At 72.5% G+C, this 17,942-nt stretch carries 17 protein-coding genes; 9 read left to right on the forward strand and 8 right to left on the reverse strand.

All coding sequences use genetic code 11. The features are described from left to right. Positions 1–181 precede the first annotated feature (181 nt). Entirely contained in the window at positions 182–1,384 is a 1,203-nt protein-coding gene (locus OG776_RS07385) for a Gfo/Idh/MocA family protein (protein WP_329319658.1), read from the forward strand. A 66-nt stretch (positions 1,385–1,450) separates the two neighbouring features. Here the strand turns inward: OG776_RS07385 and OG776_RS07390 are convergent, their stop codons facing one another. Further along, positions 1,451–2,146, reverse strand: coding sequence for a L,D-transpeptidase family protein (locus OG776_RS07390; protein ID WP_148011334.1), 696 nt, complete (start codon positions 2,144–2,146; stop codon positions 1,451–1,453). A gap of 406 nt (positions 2,147–2,552) precedes the next feature. Further along, entirely contained in the window at positions 2,553–3,341 is a 789-nt protein-coding gene (locus OG776_RS07395; RefSeq protein WP_329326384.1) for a lamin tail domain-containing protein, read from the reverse strand. Positions 3,342–4,084: 743 nt separating this feature from the next. On the opposite strand from OG776_RS07395, the gene OG776_RS07400 reads away from it, so the two are divergent. Further along, positions 4,085–6,766, forward strand: a complete 2,682-nt coding sequence (locus OG776_RS07400) for a PAS domain S-box protein (protein ID WP_443077226.1) — start codon at positions 4,085–4,087, stop codon at positions 6,764–6,766. Between the two features lie 283 nt (positions 6,767–7,049). On the opposite strand, the gene OG776_RS07405 is transcribed toward OG776_RS07400, so the two are convergent. From OG776_RS07405 to OG776_RS07425, 5 genes are read right to left on the reverse strand one after another with little or no spacing between them, the layout of a single operon-like run. Further along, on the reverse strand, positions 7,050–7,964 hold the full coding sequence (locus tag OG776_RS07405) for a YihY/virulence factor BrkB family protein (RefSeq protein ID WP_148007336.1): 915 nt from the start codon (positions 7,962–7,964) through the stop codon (positions 7,050–7,052). Next, positions 7,954–8,529 (reverse strand): hypothetical protein, encoded by a 576-nt coding sequence (locus tag OG776_RS07410; protein ID WP_329319664.1) that lies wholly within the window; start codon positions 8,527–8,529, stop codon positions 7,954–7,956. The genes OG776_RS07405 and OG776_RS07410 overlap by 11 nt, the downstream gene beginning before the upstream one ends. Then, positions 8,529–9,593 carry a DUF6286 domain-containing Asp23/Gls24 family envelope stress response protein gene (locus OG776_RS07415; protein WP_329319666.1) on the reverse strand — a complete coding sequence of 355 codons (1,065 nt, stop codon included), beginning with the start codon at positions 9,591–9,593 and terminating at the stop codon, positions 8,529–8,531. The genes OG776_RS07410 and OG776_RS07415 overlap by 1 nt, the downstream gene beginning before the upstream one ends. Beyond that, positions 9,590–9,775, reverse strand: a complete 186-nt coding sequence (locus OG776_RS07420; RefSeq protein WP_148007333.1) for a hypothetical protein — start codon at positions 9,773–9,775, stop codon at positions 9,590–9,592. Before OG776_RS07420 ends, OG776_RS07415 begins: the two co-directional genes overlap by 4 nt. A 60-nt stretch (positions 9,776–9,835) precedes the next feature. Beyond that, positions 9,836–10,378, reverse strand: a complete 543-nt coding sequence (locus tag OG776_RS07425; protein ID WP_329319669.1) for an Asp23/Gls24 family envelope stress response protein — start codon at positions 10,376–10,378, stop codon at positions 9,836–9,838. 427 nt (positions 10,379–10,805) lie between these two features. Here OG776_RS07425 and OG776_RS07430 point away from each other — a divergent pair, with 427 nt between their 5' ends. The 4 genes from OG776_RS07430 to OG776_RS07445 all read left to right on the forward strand — a co-directional run bounded on the left by OG776_RS07430 (position 10,806) and on the right by OG776_RS07445 (position 13,433). Continuing rightward, the gene (locus tag OG776_RS07430) at positions 10,806–11,405 is read left to right on the forward strand and encodes an RNA polymerase sigma factor (RefSeq protein ID WP_443077355.1); all 600 of its coding nucleotides are present in this window, start codon (positions 10,806–10,808) and stop codon (positions 11,403–11,405) included. Beyond that, on the forward strand, positions 11,402–12,133 hold the full coding sequence (locus OG776_RS07435) for an Asp23/Gls24 family envelope stress response protein (protein WP_148009517.1): 732 nt from the start codon (positions 11,402–11,404) through the stop codon (positions 12,131–12,133). Before OG776_RS07430 ends, OG776_RS07435 begins: the two co-directional genes overlap by 4 nt. After that, complete coding sequence (locus OG776_RS07440) at positions 12,130–12,486, forward strand: hypothetical protein (protein ID WP_148009518.1); 357 nt, start codon at positions 12,130–12,132, stop codon at positions 12,484–12,486. Before OG776_RS07435 ends, OG776_RS07440 begins: the two co-directional genes overlap by 4 nt. Positions 12,487–12,638: 152 nt before the next feature. Further along, entirely contained in the window at positions 12,639–13,433 is a 795-nt protein-coding gene (locus tag OG776_RS07445) for a GntR family transcriptional regulator (protein WP_329319672.1), read from the forward strand. Positions 13,434–13,524: 91 nt separating this feature from the next. Here OG776_RS07445 and tmpA read toward each other — a convergent pair whose 3' ends face one another. Next, positions 13,525–15,231 carry a 2-trimethylaminoethylphosphonate dioxygenase gene (gene tmpA, locus OG776_RS07450; RefSeq protein WP_329319674.1) on the reverse strand — a complete coding sequence of 569 codons (1,707 nt, stop codon included), beginning with the start codon at positions 15,229–15,231 and terminating at the stop codon, positions 13,525–13,527. Positions 15,232–15,604: 373 nt separating this feature from the next. On the opposite strand from tmpA, the gene OG776_RS07455 reads away from it, so the two are divergent. From OG776_RS07455 to OG776_RS07465, 3 genes are all read left to right on the forward strand, one after another. Next, entirely contained in the window at positions 15,605–16,468 is an 864-nt protein-coding gene (locus tag OG776_RS07455) for an isocitrate lyase/PEP mutase family protein (RefSeq protein ID WP_329319676.1), read from the forward strand. Beyond that, positions 16,465–16,743 (forward strand): hypothetical protein, encoded by a 279-nt coding sequence (locus tag OG776_RS07460; protein ID WP_187285636.1) that lies wholly within the window; start codon positions 16,465–16,467, stop codon positions 16,741–16,743. The genes OG776_RS07455 and OG776_RS07460 overlap by 4 nt, the downstream gene beginning before the upstream one ends. Before the next feature lie 518 nt (positions 16,744–17,261). Then, complete coding sequence (locus OG776_RS07465; RefSeq protein ID WP_148009522.1) at positions 17,262–17,846, forward strand: Rv1733c family protein; 585 nt, start codon at positions 17,262–17,264, stop codon at positions 17,844–17,846. Positions 17,847–17,942: the final 96 nt, after the last annotated feature.

The raw sequence follows: 17,942 nt of genomic DNA on the forward strand, positions 1-17,942 counted from the left end.
AAGTATTCATCGCACTCCGGGCCCTTCAGTCTCGCTCCGGGCAGGGCGCGCGGCACCCTTGACGAAAAGATTCTTCCACGACGAAAGTAAGCGGCCGGGTGAAGCGCGGCAACGTGCGCCCCCGACGACCGTCACCCACCGCCGGACCGCCCGGTCTCCGACCAGTGAAGGACACGCATCCATGACGTTCTCCCTCGGCATCGTCGGCGCCGGGCAGTTCTCCGGGCAGTTCGCCCGGCTGTTCCTCGCCCACCCCGGCGTCCATGAGGTCCACGTCACCGACCTCCTGCCCGAGCGCGCCGAGCGGCTGGCCGCCGCCGAAGGGCTGTCCGGCACCTTCCCCTCGTACGAGGCGATGCTGGAGTCGAAGGCCGTGGACGCGGTCGCGGTCTTCACCCAGCGCTGGACCCACGGCCCGCTGGTGCTGCAGGGCCTGAACGCCGGCAAGCACGTGTACTCGGCGGTGCCGATGGCGGTCACCACGGAGGAGATCGCGGCGATCATCGCCGCCGTACGGGACACCGGGCTGACGTACATGATGGGCGAGACCAGTCAGTACAACCCGGCCACCGTGCACGCCCGCAACCAGATCGCCGAGGGTGCCTTCGGCCGGCTGTTCTACGCGGAGGGCGACTACGTCCACGACATGGACCTCGGGTTCTACGACGCGTACCGGTACAGCGGCGGCGAGAACTGGAAGGCGACCGCCAGCTATCCCCCGCTCCTCTACCCGACGCACTCGGTGGGCGGGGTGCTCGGCGCCTGGCGGACGCACGCGGTGAGCGTGTCCGCGATCGGTGTGCGCGACGAGCGCGGGGACGGCGTCTTCGACAAGGAGGTCAGTCGGTTCGGCAACGACTTCTCGAACGCGACCGCGCTGTTCGAGGTGGCGGGCGGCGGCTCGTTCCGTACCAACGAGTTCCGGCGGGTCGGCTATCCCTCGCACATCCGGGAGTCGCGTTTCCGGTTCTTCGGTACCGACGCGAGCATGGAGCAGCTCGCCACGGTGAGCTTCTGGCAGGACAAGAAGGGCGTGCGGGACATCACCGAGCTGCTGGAGCCCAAGCCGACGCTGGCGCACGACGATCCGTCGCTCCAGCACATCGCTCCGGCCCTGCGGGCGGCGTTCACCTCCGGGTCGGCGCCCGTCCACGACCGGGCCCGGCTGCCCCGGGTCTTCGACCGGCTCCCCAACGGCCACGAGGGCAGCCACCACTTCCTCGCGGACGACTTCGTGACCGCGGTCAACACCCGCACCCTGCCGTCGGTGAACGCCTGGGTGGCCGCCCGCTACACCCTGCCGGGCATCGTCGCGCACGAGTCCGCGCGGCAGGGCGGGGTCAGGCTGGAGATCCCGGACTTCGGGGATGCGCCCGAGGCGTGAGGCCCCGGTCCGCGGCGAGCCGGGCACGACACGGTGCCCGGCTCGGGGGTGTGCCGGCCGTCCCGGTCAGGTGCCCGGCTTGCGGCCGTACACGTAGACGTCGTCGCCGTTCTTCAGGAGCGACCAGTACTTCTTCGCGGTCGCCGGGGTCATGTTGACGCAGCCGTGCGAGCCGGGCGGGTTCCACATGGACAGACCGACCGAGTGGAAGGCCTGGCCGCCGTCGAAGAACTGGCTGTACGGCATCGACACGTTGTAGATGCTCGACACGTGGTCGATGTCACGCCAGTAGATCTTCTTCAGACCGGTGCGGGTCTCGTACCCGTCGCGACCGGTACGGACCGGCACCGGACCGTAGACGAGCCTGCTGCCGTCCTGGATCCAGCTGAGCTGGAGCGTGAGGTTGACGCAGGCTATGCGGCCCTTGTTGACGGGGCACTTGCCGTCCTTGTTGGGCTTGGTGCCGACGGCCTTCTGCTTGTTCATGAGGTCCATCACGCCCCAGGTGACGGATCCCGCGTACCCCGCGTTCGGGGTGATGCCGTGCTTGGTCTGGAAGGCCTGGATCGCCTTGCAGTCGGCGGTGGACTGCCTGCCGTCGACCGGACGGCCGAGGAACTTCTCCACCTGCTTCTGATACGGCCCGGTCTGTGTCGTACAGCTCGCGGCCTGCGCGGGCGCCGTGCCCATCGCGAGCGCCAGCGGTGCGACAAGTCCGGTGATCCCCAGCGCGACGGCTCCCCGTCTGCGTACGTCACCCATGGCGGGCCCTTCCCTCTGCATGTCTTCGTGGTGATTCCTGCGGTTTCCGTCTGCTAGACACGCGTCGGCGCGCTTACGTTGCGCGGCGGACCGGGCTGCGACGAAACGGTGACATTGACCGTGGGAATCGATCGCCCCCTCGCGGTGCGGCGTTGAACCCCGGGGGCGCAGGAGCGGACCCGCTCCAGTCGTCGATGAAGTATGCCTCGGGCCGTCCGACAGGGGCGAATCCGGCCTCCGTCGCCTCAAGAGTCGACATGAATCAACAAGTCGCTTTTGCGGCTTTTCATGCATTTTTTCGCTGGCGACGGCACACAGAAGGGGCGTGCCACCGACCGTCGGTCGGTGGCACGCCCTCAGGGAAGCTGCCGGACGGATTCGCTACCGCGCCCGTCCGGCGGTGATGTCAGTGACGGTCCGAGCCGCGGCCGAAGGTGCCCTGGTGGCTGCCGGGAAGCATCTGGCCGCGACCGAGCTGACCGACCGGCAGCTCGTTGCCGCGACCGACGTGACCGACGGGCAGCTCGTTGGTCCGGCCGACGTGACCGACCGGCAGCTCGTTGGTCCGGCCGACGTGACCGACCGGCAGCTCGTTGGTCCGGCCGACGTGACCGACCGGCAGCTCGTTGGTCCGGCCGACGTGACCGACCGGCAGTCCGGTGCCGCGACCGACCGGCAGCTCGTTGACGCGGCCGTTGTGACGGCCCGGGAGAACCGGACCACGACCGATGGGGCCGATCGGCAGCACGTGGCCACGGCCGTGGTGACGGCCGGGAAGCACCGGGCCGCGGTTGTGGTGGCGACCGGGCAGGATGTGCCCACGGCCGAAGTGGCGACCGGGAAGGACGTGACCGCGCCCGAGCCCGCGGCCCCAGCTCACGACGTCGATGACACGGTCCCTGTCGTTGCGCAGCGTCGCGGTGTCGGAGCGGTTGTCCCACGCGTAGGTACGGCGGTCCTGGTAGACGTCGCGGACGGTGTCACGCCCCACACCCGTGTGGACCCGCACCGTTTCACGGCCGCCCAGACGCAGGTGGAACTCGTACGCGCGACCGTCACGGCCCTCCAGCGTCCACCCGTTCAGGTTCACGCCGTAGCGGCCCGTGTTCGTCACGTCCACCCACTCCTTGTTCAGCGACCAGTTGCTCCCCGAGTCCCAGCCCGGAGAGTCGTACTGGACATCACTGATCTGCACCTGCGCACGGAACGGGAGCCGCCCCTGGTCCGCGGACGCCGGCAGCGCCGCCACACCCACCACCACACCGGCAGCCACCGCGACCGCAGCAGCACGACGAACCATCACAGACTGCGAAACAGACACGAACGCCCCCTAGAGGGAACGGGCGGACCACTCGTGAGGATCCGCGGATTCGAACCCCGGCCCGCTGGCCGAGAAGTACACTCTCGCCCTCCACCACGCCGTCGGAGCCCACCACCCGCACGGCATTACCGACCGACAACACGACCATGACTCTCGACTGTAATCTACATCTATCACCCGATATGCCCGTATAAGAGCCAATTACCCTTGCTCTGCGGGGAATCGACCGGAACGGCACTCGCGCCTCACCCCTCCCTTCACCCGAAAGTGAGTAACAGCCGCCACGGCGCCCACGCGGCCAACCGAGGGAAGCCCCGAACACCCGTCCAGAACGTGAGGGCCCCGGCGTCATGGAGCGGTCGGGGGACCCCGCACCACCGGAGCACACGGGCGGGACACCGGCCGGGGGGCGGGGAGGACGGCGGTGGGGCGGGCGTCGCCGGCCGGGTGGCCGCCCCGCGGACCGCGGGACGACTTCGCCCGCGGACGGTCAGCGGACGTCACGCCCGCGGACAGATTCGGCCGTTGTGAAGCCAGTAAGCGACATGGCGGGGCGGGCTCCGCCCCATTCCGCTGGGATGGCCCGATTCAGAGCGAACAGGACACCTGGGGCGGACATGGGCGACTTCGTCGGATCGCATTCAACTCGACCCGCGGGTAACGCCCTCCAGCAGTCGTGCCGGTGCGGGAGCCGGCTCGGCGCGGCGGCACCCAGAACTGCGGAGGAACGCTTTCGCGCGCTCCTCGAGGCCGCACCCGACGCCATGGTCATCGTCGACGACACCGGCACCATCAGACTCGTCAACGCACAAACCGAATCCCTCTTCGGCTACCGACGCGAAGAACTCCTCGGCCACCCCGTCGAAATCCTCGTCCCCGGCCGCTTCCGCACCCACCACACCCAACACCGCGACAACTACGCCAACAACCGCCAAGTACGCCCCATGGGCGCCGGACTCGAACTCAACGGCCTCCGCAAAAACGGCACCGAATTCCCCGTAGAAATCAGCCTCTCCCCCCTCGAAACCACCGACGGCCTCCTCCTCTCCGCCGCCGTCCGCGACGTCAGCGACCGCAAAGCCGCCGAAGAACGCTTCCGCGCACTCCTCGAAGCCGCACCCGACGCCATGGTCATCGTCGACGACACCGGCACCATCAGACTCGTCAACGCACAAACCGAATCCCTCTTCGGCTACCGACGCGAAGAACTCCTCGGCCACCCCGTCGAAATCCTCGTCCCCGGCCGCTTCCGCACCCACCACACCCAACACCGCGACAACTACGCCAACAACCGCCAAGTACGCCCCATGGGCGCCGGACTCGAACTCAACGGCCTCCGCAAAAACGGCACCGAATTCCCCGTAGAAATCAGCCTCTCCCCCCTCGAAACCACCGACGGCCTCCTCCTCTCCGCCGCCGTCCGCGACGTCAGCGACCGCAAAGCCGCCGAAGAACGCTTCCGCGCACTCCTCGAAGCCGCACCCGACGCCATGGTCATCGTCGACGACACCGGCACCATCAGACTCGTCAACGCACAAACCGAATCCCTCTTCGGCTACCGACGCGAAGAACTCCTCGGCCACCCCGTCGAAATCCTCGTCCCCGGCCGCTTCCGCACCCACCACACCCAACACCGCGACAACTACGCCAACAACCGCCAAGTACGCCCCATGGGCGCCGGACTCGAACTCAACGGCCTCCGCAAAAACGGCACCGAATTCCCCGTAGAAATCAGCCTCTCCCCCCTCGAAACCACCGACGGCCTCCTCCTCTCCGCCGCCGTCCGCGACGTCAGCGACCGCAAAGCCGCCGAGGAGCGGATCAACGAGCTGGCCGGGCTCGTGGAGTCGTCCCAGGACGCGATCCTGGCCAAGACCCTCGACGGCGAGATCACCTACTGGAACGCGGCGGCGCAACGGCTGTACGGCTACGTCCCGTCGGAGGTGATGGGCCGCCATGTCTCCATGCTCGCTCCGTCCGAGCACCAGGACGAGATCGACGCCCTCCTCGAACGGCTGGGCACCGGGGAGAGGGTGGAGCACTTCGAGACGCTGCGGCTCACCCGCTCCGGTCAGCTGATCGACGTCGACATCACGCTGTGGCCGACCCGGACGGCGGACGGCACGGTCGTCGGCGCGTGCGCGATCGTGCGGGACATCGCCGACCGCAAGCGTGCCGAGGCCGAGCTGACCGCCCTCTACGAACAGCAGCGGCACATCGCGCTGACCCTGCAGCGCAGCCTGATGGGCACGCCACCGGCGATTCCCGGTCTCGCCACGGCCAGCCGGTACCGGCCCGCCACCCAGGGGGCGGGCGTGGGCGGCGACTGGTTCGACCTCATCCCCCTGGGGGCCGGCCGGGTCGGAGTCCTGATCGGCGACGTGATGGGGCGCGGTCTGGAGGCGGCGGCCGTCATGGGCCAGCTGCGCTCCGCCGCCCACGCCCTGGCCAAGACCGGCATGCAGCCGCGTCAGCTCATGCAGGCCCTCGACGCCTGTGTCGCCGACCTCGGCGTGCCGGACCAACTGGTCACCTGCTGCTATCTGGTGATCGCCTCGGACGCGGGCGAGGTGACGATCTGCTCGGCCGGACACCTGCCCACCCTCGTCGCCACCCCCGGCGACGGCGCCCGCCCGCTCCCGGTCCCGGTGAACGCGCCGCTCGGCGTCGGCGGCGTCCTGTACCAGCAGTCCAGCGTGGTCATCCCGCCCGGCGCCACGCTCGTGCTCTACACCGACGGGCTGATCGAGACCCCCGGCAGTGACATCGAGGACCAGCTCGCCAAGCTCACCGGTACGTTGAGCCGGTTGTTCACGACCGGCCCGGACCTGGAGGCGGCGGCCGACCATGTCCTGGCCGCCCTCCTGCCCGACCCGGAGAGCCACAACGACGACGTCACCCTGCTGCTGGCTCGGCTGCCCGCCGCCCCGCTGGCCTCGGTCACCACCGGCCTGCCCGCCGTCCCGGAGTCCGTGCCCGAGGGACGCGCCTTCCTGGTCAAGGCCCTCACCGCCTGGGACTGCCCCGGCCCCGCGGACGACGCGCGGCTGCTGCTCTCCGAGGTGCTGACCAACGCGGTGCAGCACGCCCAGGGCCCCCTCCGCCTGCACGTGAGCCGGACCACGACCGAACTCACCGTGGAGGTCGCCGACCGCAGCCCGCAGCTGCCCCAGCCACGGCCGGCGGCCGAGGACGCGGAGTCGGGCCGCGGTCTGCTCCTGGTCCGCGCCCTCGCCGACGACTGGGGCGTGCGGCCCACCGACGAGGGCAAGACGACCTGGTTCACCCTCGGTCTCTGACCCGGGCCGCCCCGGAGTCCGGGGAAACGACCCTCCGGCCCGGCTGTCGGCCGGGGCCTCCCCCGGACGGGCCGTCGCGTTCCTGTCGCGGCGGCGCGGTCGTCTCCGGCCGGGGGGCGGATCGCGGGCCGTCGGCTCGGGGCGTGGGCCGGCCGTGGTAATGCGGTGGCGAGTCCAGCCAGTAGGCGCCGAGGAGAGCGGCGAGAACCAACTGCTGCGGAGCGGAGTCCTGTCGGATAGTCACGGGGATACAACGATATCTACACACGAAAGTCACATAGGGTCAGCGGTTCCTTACCGGTGCGGCCTTGGCGAGTTCGGCGGTGAACTGCGCTCCGGCGAGCAGGGCGAGATTGGACAGCCACAGCCAGACGAGGAAGACGACGGCCCCGGCCAGCGAGCCGTACAGCCTGCTGTAGTTGCTCAGCGCCGAGGCGTACAGGGCGAAACCCGCGGAGACCGTGAGCCACAGGGCGGCGGCCAGGACGCCGCCGGGCAGGCTGAGAGCGCGGCGGCGGGCGGGAGGGGGGCCGGCGTGGAAGACCACGACCACCAGAAGGACCACGAGACACAGCAGCATCGGCCAGCGCAGCAGGTTCCATGCCAGGGCCGCGGTGGCGTCGAGTCCGAGGGCGTGCCCCAGCCCCTCGGCGACGGGTCCGGTCAGCAGCAGCAGGAGGGCACTGACCACCAGCAGGCCGAGCAGCGTCAGGGCCGTCAGCACGATGCGGTGCGCCGTGCGCCAGGCGGACCGCGAGTCCTTGACCCGGTGCATGCGGTGCAGGGCGCGGCGGAACACGGCGAGGTAGCTGATGGCCGACCACAGCGCGCTCGCGGACCCCGTGACGAGCAGGGTCCAGGCGGCCGAGCGTTCGCGCAGCGTCCCGGCGAGCACCCTGTGCAGTTCGGCCCCCGACTGCGCGGGCGCGTGGGAGGTGACGTGCTCGGTGAACTGTTCCGCGGTGTCCGGGCTGATCAGACCGAACGCGATGACCATGACCAGCAGGGCGGGCAGCACGGTCAGGATCGCGTAGTAGGTCAGCGCCGCCGCCCAGTCGGAGACGTCGTCGTTCCACATCGACACCGGTGTGCGGCGCAGCGCGGGCCACCAGGCGGCGGGCGGCCGGAGCGCGGCCGGGCGGGTCGCGCGCAGGGGCCGGGCGTCGGCGAGGCCGTCCGTACGGGGGTCAACGGACATGGGGGCTCCGGTGCGCGCGGGCGCTGAAGCGCACCCTGGTGACGAGACGGTAGGGGGTCATGGCCGCCTGCGCCTCCGCCACCAGGGCGTCGACGGCGGGCAGTACGGCGGCGGGGGTGGTGTCCGCGTCCAGCCGGACGCGCAGCAGGACGTCGAGGCGTCGGCGACGGGCCGACCGCACCCGGACATGGGAGCCTGCGATGCCGGTGACCGCCTCCACGCGGCTGTTCAGGACGTCCACGAGGGCCCGGATGCGCAGGGCGCCGTCCGGCACCGGCAGTGGCAGTCGGGTGCGGACGCCGGCCCGGAACCGGCCGACGCACCAGAGCGCGCACAGACCACTCGCGAGGACCGAGCCGGCCAGGACGCCGACGCCCCGTTCGCGCAGGCCGGACAGGGTGGCCGGATCGAGCAGCGCGCCGTCGGGTCGTACGGTGGGCCACCAGGCGGGCAGGTGGGCGGCGACCGGTCCGCCGGTCGCGACGAGCAGGGTGCCGGCGAGCAGGGCGCTCGCACCGACGACGGCCGGCACGATCCGGTTGACCGCCGCGCGGGGCTGTCGCATCAGCCTTCGTCCTCTTCTCCGGGTGTGTGCGCCGGTGTCACCGGGGCGGTCGGCGGTCCTTCGGCCTCGGGCCGCGGCGGCCGCCACAGCGGTTCCGTGCGCACCATGATCCTCACCCGTGGGGCGAGCCGCGGCCGCCAGCCGCCGAGAACCCGGCGGGTCGCGGCGGCGACCTCGTCGTGCGCGGTGCCCCGGTCGCCGAACACGAGGCCCGCCCGTACGACGACACGGCAGCGTCGTACCCGCACCGCCACGGGACCGATGCCCGGGACGTCGGCGACGGCGTCACGGACCGACGCGGCGACGGCCGAGCGGTCCGCCGCCGCGTCCAGAGACGTGCCGGGCGCGGAGAGGGTGAGCAGCCGGCGCCGTCCGGGGGTGACGGCGAGGACGGTGAGCCACAGGCCGAGCAGGGCAAGGCCGCCCCCGGCGAGGACGACCTGGGTGTCGCCTGGGCCGTGTCCGGTCAGCCAGTTCAGCGTTCCGGTGCGCCAGGCCGCGGCCGGACGGTGCGCGACCCGGACCCGGATCATGTCGAGGGCCACCGCGCCGAAGGACACCGCGCCCATGAGCATGACGGCGGTCATCGGGACGCGGCGCCGCGACCATCGGCGGCGCGGGGCCCGGCGGTCGCCGCCCTCGGAGCGCGGCGCGGAAACGGACGACGCGGAAACGGACGGCGTGGAAGCGGACAACGCGGGCGAGAACGGCGCGGAAACGGACGGCGTGGGAAGCGGCGGCATGCCGTCCGGAGCGGTCGTCCCGGACGGAACCGTCAGGGTGTCGACGCTGATCCGCCGGAGGGACACGTCGAGTCCGGTCAGCTCCCGCGTGCGCTCGGACACGTGCCGCCGGACCTCGCGCGCGGTCTCGGCCACGGGCAGCGGATAGGGCAGGGACACGCCGAGTGCCACGTCCGCCCGCCGTCCGTGGACCGCGGCCGACACACGGGAGGCGGTCACCGGGCGGCCGGGCAGGGCCTCGCTCGCGGCCCGCTCCGCGATCCTGCGGACGGCCTTGTCGGAGACGGTGGTGGTACCCGGTCGGGCGGCGGGGACGCTCATCGACGGCCCCGCCCGTACAGGTCCCGGAGATCCTGTGCCCGGCCGCCGCCCTCGATCCAGAGGCCCACGGCGTAGCCGATCGCGCCCAGCGCGGCCACCAGCAGGAACGCACCGAACCCGCCGAAGTAGCCGGCGAACGCCAGCGCCATGCCCGCGATCATTCCGACGAACGCTGTACTCATCCTTCTCCACCTCTCACCCGGTCATCCACCGGTACGTGCGCTCCGGGGCCGTACGGCCGTTCACTCCACCCGGGAGCCGGCGGGCACGTCGTCGGTCTCGTCGTCGAGCAGGTGGACGTCGTTGACGGTCACGTTGACCTCGACCACCTCCAGGCCGGTGACACGTTCCACCGCCGAGATGACGTTCTCGCGCACGTCGCGGGCCACGTCGGTGATGGGCACCCCGTACTCGACGACCAGGTCCAGGTCGATCGCGGTCTGCCGTTCCCCGACCTCGACCTTGACGCCGCGGCCCACGTTCGGACGCCCGCCGGGCACCCGGTCGCGGACCGCGCCGATGGTGCGCGACAGTCCGCCGCCCATGGCGTACACACCGGGGATCTCCCGCGCGGCCGTGCCCGCGATCTTGACCACGACCACGTCGGCGATCGAGGTGCGCCCCCGGGTGGCGGCGGGCTCGTCGGCGCCCGGGGCACCGCCCTGCAGCGCGGTCGTGCCCTGCGGCGGCTTCGTACCCGACAGGCCGGTGACGGCCGCGGGCGCCGGGCCGGTCGTGGAGCCGGGGGCGGTCGTCCCGGCCGTGGGGGCGGGGTGCGTGGTCATGGGATGTCCTCTCCTCGGGCCCCGTTCCGGGGGCCTCGTGTCGTGCTCTCGCTTCGTCAGACCCCACCCCGCGGGATCCGTGACGCGGATTCGCGATCTTTTTCCGTGGTGTGCCGTGCGGCCGTTCCCCGGTTCCGTCCGTGTGCCCGCTCCGGTTCCTTCCGTTCTTTCCGTGTGCCCGCGGAACCCGTCTTTCCGTGTGCCCGCAAAACCCGGGAAGCGATCACCGCATCCGCCGGCGCTCTTCCCGCGTAACAAGTCACGCCCGCCGGTGTCCAACAGGCGGAACCGAAGGAAGGGGGGCCGTCGAGTGCCCGGGCCTCGCAGACCGACCGTGCCGGCGGCGGCACCGGACGAGCACGCCGCCGCCGACCGGTCCGACCACGACGTCGGGCGCGGCATCGGTGCCGGGCCCGGTGGCACGTCCGTGCCCGGTGCCGACAACGGGCACGAACCCGAGGACCGGCGCGATGCCGAGGACGGGCCTGGTGCCGGCGACGATCTGCTCGCCGTGCGGGCGGCCGAAGGGGACGAGGAGGCGTTCGCCGCGCTCGTGGTCCGGCACGCCCCGGCGCTGGTCCGGGTCGCGACCGGGCTGCTGGGCAGCCGGCCGGAGGCCGAGGACGCGGTGCAGGAGGCGTTCATCAGTGCGTGGCGCAAGCTGCCCGAGTTCCACGGGAGGTCCGCATTCGGCACCTGGATCTACCGGATCGTCACCAACCGTTGCCTGAACGTCCTGCGGGCCCGCAGACCGCTCGCGCCCCTGGACACGGTCGGTGAGCTGCCCGCGCCCGAGCACGCCGTCTCGCCCGCCAGGATCACCGAGGCGCGCGCGGCGGTACGGGATCTGCGCGCGGCCCTGTCCACGCTCTCGGCCGAACAGCGCGCCTGCTGGGTGCTGAGGGAATGGGACGGCCGGTCCTACGAGTTCATCGCGGAGGCCGTCGGCATCAGCCCGGAGGCCGTCCGTGCCCGTGTCTTCCGCGCCCGACGCCGTCTCACCCACGAAATGGGGGCCTGGCGATGACCACCCACACCGATCCGCCCGACCTCCCGAGGCCCCCGGACCCGGACGACGAGCTGCTGCCCTGCGGCCGGTTCCTGTCCCAGGTCTGGGAGGCCTGGGAGAACGCGGGAGCCGACGATCCGCATCTGCGGGAGTGCCCGTACTGCCGGCCCGCCGTGCGGGAGCTGGAGGATCTGGAGTCGGCGGTGCGGCGGCTGCGTGACGAGTCGCCCGTCGCGGAGCCCTACGACGCCGCTCCGCTGGCGCGCCGGGTCATGGACGTCGTCCGCCTCGAACTGCGCCCCGGGCTCCCGCTTCCGCTCGGCGGACCCGCCGAGGATCTGTGGATCATGGAGGCGGTCGCGGCCCGGACGCTCCGCGCGGCCGCCGAGACGGTCTCGGGGGTACGGGCAGGCTCCTGCCGGATCACTCCCGTACCGCCCGGGAGCCCGGTCGCTCCCGGCGCACGGGGGACGGACCCGGCGGGACGGCCGCCGGGCACGGGACGACCCGACAGTCCCCGTCAGGCGCACGACGCTGAACGGCCGGGGCCGCCGGGCCGGGTCGACGTACGGGTCGACATCCACGCGCCGGCCGGTGCCGGGCTGCCGGATGTGGCCGAGGAGGTCCGCCGCCGGGTGCGGGAGGCCGCGTACGGACGGCTCGGGCTCGACACGGCCCGCATCGACATCCGCGTCACCGACCTGACCGACGTACCCGCCGACGCAGAGGAAGGCCCTGCCCGATGACGCAGCACGCCGCGCACCCGGGTCCCACCGTGCTCACCGAAGAGGTCGCGAAGGCCGTACGGAAGGTCGCCGGGGTGGCCTTCCTGAGGCCGGGGGTGGCCCAGTCGCTCCGGAGCGTCGTCACCCCGGTGGGACGGCCCGCGGGGACGCGTCCCACCGGAGTGCGGATCACCGGGGGCCACGAACTGGCGGATCCCTGGAACGTCGAGGTGCGGATCGTCGCCCGGCGCGACTCCCGGGCGCTCGACGTGGCCCGGGCGACGCGTACCGCCGTCGAGGCCTGTCTGGCCTCGGCCCTCCCGCGGGAGTCGGCACCGGCGCGGATCAGCGTCACGGTCACGGGCCTCGTCTGACCCCGTCGCCCCGCGTTCGGCCCAGGCCTCGGGACAACCGACGCCGGCCGGGGTCGGCCGTGCGCGGGCCCGGCCCCGGCTAGGCTCCCTGGTCGGAGCACACCCGCCGCCCGGTCGGACCGGGCGGCGGCAGGGCAGGACGGAGAGACACGGTGACGGACGGCGCGGCCGGGGCCGGGAGACTCACGGCACCGGGCGGCAAGGAACAGGCGCTGTACCGGAAGGTGGCGGCGGACCTGGGCAGGGAGATCGGCGAGGGCGGCTACGGCTCCGGCGGACGGCTGCCCGCCGAGGGCGAACTCGCCGAACGGTACGGCGTGTCCCGGGGCACGATCCGCCAGGCCATGGCCCTGCTGCGGACCGAGGGCCTGGTCGCCTCGCGGCGCGGTACCCGACGGGTGGTGATCGGGACCCCGCGGCCCCAGAGCTTCGGCGAACTGCTCAGTTTCACCCGGTGGGCGCGCTCGGCGGGCGAGGAGCCGGGCGGGCTGCTGATCGCCGTGGAGACCCGGCCGGCCGACGCGACCGAGTGCGCACAACTGCGCCTGTCCGAGGGAACCGAGGTCCACCACCTACGGCGGCTCCGTACGCTGTCGGGCCGGCCCGCGATGGTGGAGCGCACCGTCTTCCCGCCGGCCGTCGGCGAGCTGGTCGCCGAGCTGCCGCCGGACACCGTGTCGTACACGGTGGCCCTGGAGGAACAGGGTGTGCTGTTCGCGGACGCCCAGCACACCATCGACCTGTGCCCGGCCGACGCGGAGGACGCACGGCTGCTCGGGTGCCGGCCCGGTGACCCGCTGCTGCGGGAGCGGCGGTGCAGCACGGATCCGGCGGGCACCCCCATCGAGTGGTCCGACGACCGGTACCTGCCGGACACCGTGGCCTTCACCGTGCACAGCTCGGCCGCGTCCGGCTCGCTCGCCCGCCGTCCGGCCGGGGACACCTGACGGCCCACCCGGCCGGTGTTCCCCTGCCGGGCGGCCTCGAACTCCCCGCCGGGCGGCCGCCCGGAGTCCTCCCTGACGGACGGACAGGGGGTCAGGCGGTCCGCAGCAGGGCCGCGAGCAGCGGCCGGAAGTGCGCGAAGTCCGGGGCGGACGCCTCGGGGTCCTTGCCCTGGTCGTCCCAGCGACGCACCGCGACGCCGTCCGCCGCGTAGGGGTTCGCCTCGTACTCGGCCACCTCGGGCGGGGACATCGGACCGCCCTGCACCTGGAGCGTGTACACGGAGGCCTCGGTGAGCAGGCCGAGGTACTCGGGCTCGACCGCGCACAGGTACCGCTTCGCCGCCACGTGCAGCCGGATCGGCTCGGTGACCTCGGGGCCGAACCAGTCGGCCAGCCGGTCCGCCCCGGTGTGACTGTGCCGGTTGTCGGTGCCGGCCATGAGGTCCTCGCCGGTGACCGGACCGTGGAAGTGGCCGACGTCGTGCAGCAACGCGGCCGCCACCAGGGCGTCGGCGGCCCCGGCCTCCTGGGCGCGCGCCGCTGCCTGCAGCATGTGCTGGGCCATCGTCACCGGCTCTCCCAGGTAGGCGCCCGCGCCCTCGCCCTCGAAGAGTCCGGCCAGCTCGTCCAGGAACTCCTCGCCCGCGGCGTGCCGTTGGCGGCGCAGGACGGCCAGGGTGCCGGCCAGCGCGTCGATGTCGGCGTAGGCGCCCTGCAGATGGCGGGCGCCGGTCTCCTCGAACGCCGTACGGGCGTGCAGCAGACGGACGTTGTCGAAGACCAGGCAGTCGCCGGGCGAGAGCCGGAAGTCCAGCTGGAGTTCGGGGCGCAGGGTGATCTCGGCGAAGGTCCGGTAGGCCCGGTAGAACGCCTCCAGTTCGTCGGCGGGCAGCCGCAGGGTGGCCATCGAGCGGTTGTTGAAGCGCACTTCGCGGATCCGGCCGCGGCCGTCGACGTCGATCAGCGGCCGCTCGGCCTCCAGTACCGTGCGGGCGTCGGCGAAGCGGAACGGCACCGGTGTGCGGGTCAGCACCGCGAACGCCTCCGAGTCCTCGGCACGCAGCAGCGCCGCGGCCTGGAATCCGTCCACCAGACCCGAGTCGCCGCCGCTCGCCGAGTTGGTGAGGCAGTGCAGCAGTTGGAGGGTGGGCACCGGGTCGCGGTACGGGTTGTCGGTGTGCGGGGCGATGCGCGCGCCGGTGAACGCCAGGTTGTTGGGGTCGGGTTCGACCCGCACGTCGAACAGCCGCCCGTAGTTGGTCTCGCGGACGTAGCCGAAGGTCTCCGCCACGTCGAGCACCTGGCCCGCGCGGCACGGCACGTCCCGCAGCAGGGCGAAGCCGAGCCCGAGGACCGAGTCCAGCACGCGGGCCTTGACGACCGGGTCGCCCACGTAGTCCGCCCAGGCCGCCTCGGGCAGCCGGCCGTCCAGGTCGGCGGCGGTCCACAGGGTCTTGCCCGTCTCGCCGCGCCGGTCCCCGGGGGCGGCGTCGGCGCCCGGGCCCGGCCGGTTGGCGGTGAGCCAGCGTGTGGAGTACTCCGACCGGTGGCCGTCGGGCGCCCAGTCGACCTCGACGCCGTCGGGGGTCCGCCGGACCGCGCCGAGCGCGAGAGGGGTGGGCAGCTCGGTGATCTGGAACAGCTTCTGCCCGTTGCGCGGGTCCCGGCACCGGGCGCAGGCGCAGTTGTCCCGCAGCCACATGAGCGGGATGCCCTCCACGGAGGGTTCGGCCGCGGAGGGTTCCTCCGCGGAGGTCTTCCCGGCCGACGGGTTCGTGACCGATGGTGACGCACTCATCACTCTCTCCTCAAGTTGTATAGCCAACTTTATCGATGCCGTGAAGGTCTCAGCCGCGGGTGAGCGAGGGGTGACGCGCCGCTTGCGCGTGGATGAACGAGCCGGCGCGGGACTCCCGCGCGCGGACGGGAGGCCGCGCGAGTCCCGCGCACCGGCGGGAGGCCGCACGCGAGTCAGGCGGCGGTCGGCGGACGACGGACGACGGACGAGTGACGTTTCTCCGGTGAACCGCCTGCGCCATTGGGGTGAGCAAAGCCCGTCCAAGACGATCTTCCCGTATCGATATAGAGATCCTTTTGTCTTGGCAAAGGGGTGTCGTGTCGCCACGCCCCCTTCCGCCCGTCCTGTCGAACCCCGAGGAAGGAAAAGGACGTTGACCTACGGGAAGAAGCTGAGGGAGCAGATCGCCGGACCGGAGACCACTCCGCTGATCGGCGTCTACGACATGTACTCCGCGTCGATCGCGGCCGAGCACTACGACGGGATGTTCGTCTCCGGCTTCGGCTTCGCGGCCTCCTACTACGGGCTGCCGGACATCGGATTCATCGCCTGGCCCGACATGGTGGCGTTCGTCCAGCGCCTGCGGGGCGCGTTCCCGCGGCACCACCTGCTGGTCGACATCGACGACGGGTACGTGGACCCCGAGGTCGCCTGTCACGTCGTGGAGGGACTGGAACGGATCGGGGCGTCGGGGGTGATCCTGGAGGACCAGAAGCGGCCGCGCCGCTGCGGGCACGCCGACGGCAAGCAGGTGCTGCCGCTGTCCGAGTACCTGGCCAAGCTGGAGATGGTCCTCGCCACCCGGCAGGACATGGTCGTGGTGGCCCGCACCGACGCCACCGACGAGCACGACATCCTGCACCGGGCCGAGACGCTCGCGGCGACCGGCGCGGACGTGGTGCTCGTCGACGGGGTGCGGAGCGTGGAGTGGATCCGGCGGATCCGGAAGGTCGTCGGCGACAAGCCGCTGCTGTTCAACCAGATCGCGGGCGGCAAGTCGCCCCGGCTCTCCCTGACCGAACTGTCCGAGCTCGGCGTGGACGTCGCCATCTACAGCACGCCGTGTCTGTTCGCGGCCCACCAGGCGATGCACTCCGCACTCGCCGACCTCAGGGCGGCGGACGGCCGGCTCCCGGTGTTGGACACGACGACCGGGGTCGGTGTCGCGACCGCCACCCAGCTGCTGGAGCGCAACATCGCCCGGCTGCGGCCGGAGCCCGAGAGCGTGGGCGCGTGACACCGCGGCGCGTCCCGCCGCCGCGCCTGCGCGCGGCCGCCGCACTGACGGTGGCCCTGCTGGGCGGCACGGCGGCCCCGGCCGTCGCGGGCGACGGTTTCATCACCGTGCTCGACAACTCGCACGCCGACTCGATCCTCGAGGTGGACCGGGCCGCGAACGTCCAGCAGGGCAGCGGAACCGCGGGCAGCGACCACGAGGGCAGCGCCGTCGACATGGTGGAGGCGCTCGTGGCGGCGCACCGGCGCGAGGAGGGCGTGGAGGACGACGGCTGACACCGGGATCACGCGGGGCACCGCCCGGGGGTACGCCCCCGCGACCGACCGACGCTCCGGCCCTCCCGGACCGGGAATCGTCGTCGGTCCGGGCGGTGCCCTCCCAGCTCAGGAGGGGTGCGCGAGGTCCCGGAGCGGCTCGCCGGGGCCGATCGGCCCTGGCGGTTCCGGGCCGCACGTGCTGTCCTGGAGAGGACGGGAAGGACCCGGGAAGGACGCGGAGAAGCGGTCGGCGACCGCGCACCGCACAATCAGGACCCGCGAGAAGCGGGTGGGGCCCTTCCCGCCCGGGCGCCGAGACCCTGACATCCCTTCACCGGCCCCTCGCGCCCATGGTGCGCACGGGCCGATCGGTCCCCGTCCCCTGACCGGGCGGCCCTCGCGAGGCCTCAGCCGGCGGGACGGAACGGCCCCCGCGTGCGAACGAGGGCCGGACGGCCCGCGATCCGTCCGGAAGGCCCCGCCACCCCTCGCTCCCCGGGCGTCACCGGCCGTAGGCACGACGAGGAGGTGCGGCGATGCACAGGACGCGGGGTACGAAGCAGTGGTGCTGGCGATGGCGGAGCAATCCGCTGCGCCGGCACGACGATGTCGTGGAGGCCTGGATCGTGCTGGTCGTCTGGGTGGTCATCCTGGTGGGAGGCGCCCTCGTCGGTCTGGTGGCGGCCCGTACCGCCGACGCGTCCTTCGCCCGGTTGCGGAGCGAACGGCATCCGGTCCCGGCCGTCCTGGTCGACAGCACCGCGCGGACCCTGCCGACGGGTGACGGTCCGGTCTACGACGGTGTCCGCGCGACGGTCCGCTGGAAGGGGCCGGACGGCGCCACGCACACCGGCCGGACGCTGGTGAACGCCGGGCATCCGGCCGGTTCGAAGGTCATGGTCTGGCTGGACCGCAAGGGCCGGCTCACCACCCGTCCGCCCGACCCGGGCACGGCGTCCGCCGAGGCGGGAGCCCTCGGCACCGGCGCCGCGATCGCGTTCGGCAGCCTGGTGTTCGCCGGCGGCCGACTCGCCCGCTGGCGGCTGGACCGCCGCCGCTACGACGAGTGGGCCCGGGCGTGGGAGCAGGTGGGCCCGCGGTGGGGACACAAGACGCCCTGACGCGGCGTTCCCGCGCGGACGTACGGGGCGCGCGCGACGCGTGAGGCAGGCGGAGTGCCCGCTCGGGGCACCCGGCGGACCTCACCCCTCCCCGCA

Origin of the sequence: Streptomyces sp. NBC_01689, from assembly GCF_036250675.1 — a bacterium.
GTDB lineage: Bacteria > Actinomycetota > Actinomycetes > Streptomycetales > Streptomycetaceae > Streptomyces.

Bases quoted from the DNA above. Each gene is read 5' to 3' on its own strand.
- OG776_RS07385 (WP_329319658.1), top strand. From the start codon at position 182: ATGACGTTCTCCCTCGGCATCGTCGGCGCCGGGCAGTTCTCCGGGCAG.
- OG776_RS07390 (WP_148011334.1), bottom strand. From the start codon at position 2,146: ATGGGTGACGTACGCAGACGGGGAGCCGTCGCGCTGGGGATCACCGGA.
- OG776_RS07400 (WP_443077226.1), top strand. From the start codon at position 4,085: ATGGGCGACTTCGTCGGATCGCATTCAACTCGACCCGCGGGTAACGCC.
- OG776_RS07405 (WP_148007336.1), bottom strand. From the start codon at position 7,964: ATGTCCGTTGACCCCCGTACGGACGGCCTCGCCGACGCCCGGCCCCTG.
- OG776_RS07410 (WP_329319664.1), bottom strand. From the start codon at position 8,529: ATGCGACAGCCCCGCGCGGCGGTCAACCGGATCGTGCCGGCCGTCGTC.
- OG776_RS07415 (WP_329319666.1), bottom strand. From the start codon at position 9,593: ATGAGCGTCCCCGCCGCCCGACCGGGTACCACCACCGTCTCCGACAAG.
- OG776_RS07420 (WP_148007333.1), bottom strand. From the start codon at position 9,775: ATGAGTACAGCGTTCGTCGGAATGATCGCGGGCATGGCGCTGGCGTTC.
- OG776_RS07425 (WP_329319669.1), bottom strand. From the start codon at position 10,378: ATGACCACGCACCCCGCCCCCACGGCCGGGACGACCGCCCCCGGCTCC.
- OG776_RS07435 (WP_148009517.1), top strand. From the start codon at position 11,402: ATGACCACCCACACCGATCCGCCCGACCTCCCGAGGCCCCCGGACCCG.
- OG776_RS07440 (WP_148009518.1), top strand. From the start codon at position 12,130: ATGACGCAGCACGCCGCGCACCCGGGTCCCACCGTGCTCACCGAAGAG.
- tmpA (WP_329319674.1), bottom strand. From the start codon at position 15,231: ATGAGTGCGTCACCATCGGTCACGAACCCGTCGGCCGGGAAGACCTCC.
- OG776_RS07465 (WP_148009522.1), top strand. From the start codon at position 17,262: ATGCACAGGACGCGGGGTACGAAGCAGTGGTGCTGGCGATGGCGGAGC.